The organism is Mycobacterium sp. TH-M15 (assembly GCF_057473705.1).
The window spans coordinates 1-1,563 of sequence record NZ_JBYCLB010000351.1; the positions used below are offsets into that span (position 1 = coordinate 1).

General features: G+C 71.7%; 2 protein-coding genes and 1 pseudogene. 2 read left to right on the forward strand and 1 reads right to left on the reverse strand.

All coding sequences use genetic code 11. The annotated features are described in order from the left end of the window. Positions 1 to 478: amino acid permease (locus AC2VNT_RS08640; protein ID WP_486946463.1), on the forward strand; the 478-nt coding region annotated here is incomplete at its 5' end. After that, complete coding sequence (locus AC2VNT_RS08645; protein ID WP_486946464.1) at positions 475 to 1,341, forward strand: universal stress protein; 867 nt, start codon at positions 475 to 477, stop codon at positions 1,339 to 1,341. The genes AC2VNT_RS08640 and AC2VNT_RS08645, both read left to right, overlap by 4 nt. Before the next feature lies 1 nt (position 1,342). Here the strand turns inward: AC2VNT_RS08645 and AC2VNT_RS08650 are convergent. After that, positions 1,343 to 1,563 (reverse strand): annotated as a pseudogene (locus AC2VNT_RS08650) (sugar ABC transporter substrate-binding protein); the annotation flags it as partial.

Genomic DNA, 1,563 nt, shown 5'->3' on the forward strand with positions numbered 1-1,563 from the left:
CTTCACGGTCACGCTGGTCACCATGTACGGCCAGACCCGGATCCTGTTCGCGATGGGCCGCGACGGCCTGCTGCCGCCCCGGTTCGCGACGGTCAACGCCCGCACGATGACGCCGGTGACCAACACCGTGATCGTCGGGATCGCCGCGTCGCTGCTGGCCGCCGTCGTCCCGCTGCAGGACCTGGCGGACATGGTGTCCATCGGCACGCTCACCGCCTTCATCGTGGTGTCGGTCGGGGTGATCGTGCTGCGGGTGCGCCAGCCCGACCTGCCCCGGGCGTTCAGGGTGCCCGGTTACCCTGTCACGCCGGTGCTTTCGGTGCTGGCGTGCGCGTACATCCTGGTCAGCCTGCACTGGTACACCTGGATCGCGTTCGGCGGCTGGGTCGTGGTGGCGTTAGTCTTCTACGTCGTGTGGGGCCGCCACCACAGTGCTCTCAACGAGGTGCTCAGCCATGCGCGCGGGGACGCGCCGTGACGGTCGTCGTCGGCTACCGGGCGGGCCAGGTGGGCCTGTCGGGGCTGCACCTGGCCGTGCGCGCCACGCGGACGCTCGGCACCTCCCTCACCGTGGCCACCGTCGTGCCCAAGCCGTGGCTGACGCCGCCGCGCGCCGACTACGACGACTGGGCGGACCGCGTGGCCGCCGAGTCGGCCGAGGAGGCCGCGCGCTGCCTGCGTGCCCTGGCCGACGGGGTCGAGGTCGCCTACGTGCACCGCGCGCACCGCTCGGTGGCGGGCGGCCTGATCGAGGTGGTCGAGGACGCCGGCGGGGATCTGCTGGTGCTGGGGTCGCTGCCCAGCGGCGGGCGCGGCCAGGTGGTGATCGGGTCGACCGCCGACTGGCTGCTGCACGCCTCGCCCGTGCCGGTGGCCATCAGTCCGCGCGAATACCGTTCGCATACCGGCACATTGGCGCGGCTCACCTGCGCCTACTCCGCGACCCCGGACACCGTCGACGTGGTGCGGCGCTGTTTCGAGTCCGCCGCGCGGTTCGGGGTGCCGATGCGGGTGCTCACCTTCGCCGTGCGCGGCAAGACGATGTACCCCCCGAAGGTGGGATTGGACGCCGAGGACTCCATCCTGGCCGCGTGGCTGGATCAGGCACGGGAAATCTTGGCGGACTTGAAAACTCGGCGCATCGTCGGTGACGACGTCCTGCTCGACGTGGTCGCCGGCCACTCGTGGGAGGAGGTGCTGGGCAAGGTGTCCTGGGTGGACGGCGAGATCCTGGCGCTGGGTACGTCGCCGCGCGGCGACCTCCGCCGCGTGTTCCTCGGGTCGCGCAGCACCAGGATCATCCGCAACAGCCCGGTGCCGGTGCTGGTGCTGCCGGGGTGAGCTACCGCTGCGCGGCGGCGTTGGCCGCGGCCTGGGCCCGCTTCAGGGTGGCCGCCACGTCGCCCCGGCCCAGGAACATCTCGTCGAAATAGCCTTGCAGGGCAACCTCTCCGGCGGGGAAGCCGGCGCCGCCCGGCGCCGGGATCCGCGGGCCGTGCAGTACCGAGAAGAACGGTGTCACGTCGATGCCGCGGTGGGCCCAGTAGTCGAAGTAGACGTGCT